Genomic DNA, 2,813 nt, shown 5'->3' on the forward strand with positions numbered 1-2,813 from the left:
GTCACGGTCACTGGCGAGCCAGCGGCGTTGGTCAGCGTCGCGGTGTAAACGATCGAGCCACCTTCGGCCACGGTGCCGGTCGCGGACAGCGACAGGTTGGTGGTGTCGATGGTGTCGGTGACGGTGGTCGAGACCGGGGTTTTGTCAGCAACCAGATTCTCGTAGTTGCCACCGGTCACACCGCTGATCGCATTGGTCAGTGGCGCATGACCGGTCAGCGCATCGTTCGGCGCAGTGGTGGTCACGGTGCCGGTGGTTTTACCGACTTCGATGGTGATGTTCTGGCCGTTGGCCAAAGTCACCACGACCGGCGAACCGGTCACTGGTGCGCCGACAGTCGCAGTGTAGGTGACGGTGCCACCTTCGGCAGCAGATTCGGTCGCGGTCAGTTTGACGGTGGTGGTGTCGATGGTGTCGGTGACGTTGGTCACGGCCGGCGTGGTGCTTGGCACCAGGCTTTCGAAACTGCCGCCGGTGGCGGACTTGATCGTGGCCTGGACAGTGCCGGCATCTTTATAGACGTCGTCAGCCGGAGCCGGAACAGTCACGGTGCCGGTGGTCTTGCCGGCGTCGATGGTGATCACGGCGCCGTTCGACAGAGTAACGGTCACTGGCGAGCCAGCGGCGTTGGTCAGCGTCGCGGTGTAAACAATCGAGCCACCTTCGGCCACGGTGCCGGTCGCGGACAGCGACAGGTTGGTGGTGTCGATGGTGTCGGTCACGGTGGTGCTGACCGGGGTCTTGTCGGCGACGAGGTTTTCGTAGTTGCCGCCGGTCACGTTGCTGATCGAGTTGGTCAGCGGCGCATGACCGGTCAGCGCGTCGTTCGGCGCGGTGGTGGTCACGGTGCCGGTGGTTTTACCGACTTCGATGGTGATGTTCTGGCCGTTGGCCAAAGTCACCACGACCGGCGAACCGGTCACTGGCGCGCCGACGGTCGCGGTGTAGGTGACGGTGCCACCTTCGGCAGCAGATTCGGTCGCGGTCAGTTTGACGGTGGTGGTGTCGATGGTGTCGGTGACGTTGGTCACGGCCGGCGTGGTGCTTGGCACCAGGTTTTCGAAGTTGCCACCGGTAGCGGTCGAAATGGTTGCTTCGACTTTGCCCGCGTCTTTGTACACGTCGTCCGCCGGAGCCGGAACAGTCACAGTGCCAGTGGTCTTGCCGGCGTCGATGGTGATCACGGCGCCGTTGCTCAGAGTCACGGTGACTGGCGAGCCAGCGGCGTTGGTCAATGTCGCGGTGTAGATGATCGAACCGCCCTCGGCGACCGTGTTGGTGGCGCTCAGGGACAAGTTGGTCGTATCGACAGTGTCGGTCACGGTGGTGCTGACCGGTGTCTTGTCGGCAACGAGGTTCTCGTAGTTGCCGCCGCTGACATTGGTGATGGCGTTGGTCAACGGCGCGTGGCCGGTCAGTACGTCGTTTGGCGCGGTGGTGGTCACGGTGCCGGTGGTTTTGCCGATGTCGATGGTGATGGTTTGGCCGTTGGACAGGGTCACGGTGACCGGTGAGCCGGTCACAGGCGCACCGACAGTGGCGGTGTAGGTGACGGTGCCACCCTCGGCCGCTGTTTCGGAAGCCGTCAGCTTCACGGTGGTGGTGTCGATGGTATCGGTGACGTTGGTCACGGCCGGCGTGGTGCTTGGCACCAGGTTTTCGAAGTTGCCACCGGTAGCGGTCGAAATGGTTGCTTCGACTTTGCCCGCGTCTTTGTACACGTCGTCCGCCGGAGCCGGAACGGTCACGGTGCCGGTGGTTTTGCCGGCGTCGATGGTGATCACGGCGCCGTTGGACAGAGTCACGGTCACTGGCGAACCCGCTGCGTTGGTCAGCGTCGCGGTGTAGATGATCGAGCCACCTTCGGCCACTGTGCCGGTCGCACTGAGCGACAGGTTGGTGGTGTCGACGGTGTCGGTCACGGTGGTGCTGACCGGGGTTTTGTCGGCAACCAGGTTTTCGTAGTTGCCGCCGCTCACGTTGGTGATGGCGTTGGTCAACGGCGCATGACCGGTCAGCGCATCGTTCGGTGCGGTGGTGGTCACGGTGCCAGTGGTCTTGCCCACTTCGATGGTGATGTTCTGGCCGTTGGCCAGGGTCACGGTGACTGGCGAACCGGTTACCGGTGCACCAACAGTGGCGGTGTAGGTGACGGTGCCACCCTCGGCCGCTGTTTCGGAAGCCGTCAGCTTCACGGTGGTGGTATCGATGGTATCGGTAACGTTGGTGACCGCAGGAACAGTGCTCGGCACCAGGTTTTCGAAGTTGCCACCGGTAGCGGTCGAAATGGTTGCTTCGACTTTGCCCGCGTCTTTGTACACGTCATCGGCCGGTGCCGGAACGGTCAGGGTGCCGGTGGTTTTGCCGGCGTCGATGGTGATCACGGCGCCGTTGCTCAGAGTCACGGTGACTGGCGAACCCGCTGCGTTGGTCAGCGTCGCGGTGTAGATGATCGAACCGCCCTCGGCCACGGTGCCGGTCGCGCTGAGCGACAGATTCGTGGTGTCGACGGTGTCGGTGACAGTGGTATTGACCGGGGTTTTGTCAGCCACGAGGTTTTCGTAGTTACCGCCACTCACGTCGGTTATTGCGTTGGTCAGTGGAGCGTGGCCGGTCAGTACGTCGTTTGGCGCGGTGGTGGTCACGGTGCCCGTGGTCTTGCCCACTTCGATGGTGATGTTCTGACCGTTGGCAAGGGTCACGGTGACTGGCGAACCGGTTACCGGTGCACCGACGGTCGCTGTGTAAGTGACGGTGCCACCTTCAGCGGCGGACTCGGTCGCGGTCAGTTTGACCGTGGTGGTGTCGATGGT

Annotated in this window: 1 protein-coding gene; it reads right to left on the reverse strand. The window is 63.0% G+C overall.

Going from position 1 to position 2,813, the window contains the following annotated elements; all coding sequences use genetic code 11:
- Positions 1-2,813 (reverse strand): immunoglobulin-like domain-containing protein (locus tag U862_RS0128335; protein ID WP_025113484.1); only part of this gene is annotated, 2,813 nt, incomplete at both ends.

Origin of the sequence: Pseudomonas sp. H1h (genome assembly GCF_000633255.1) — a bacterium.
Lineage (GTDB): Bacteria > Pseudomonadota > Gammaproteobacteria > Pseudomonadales > Pseudomonadaceae > Aquipseudomonas.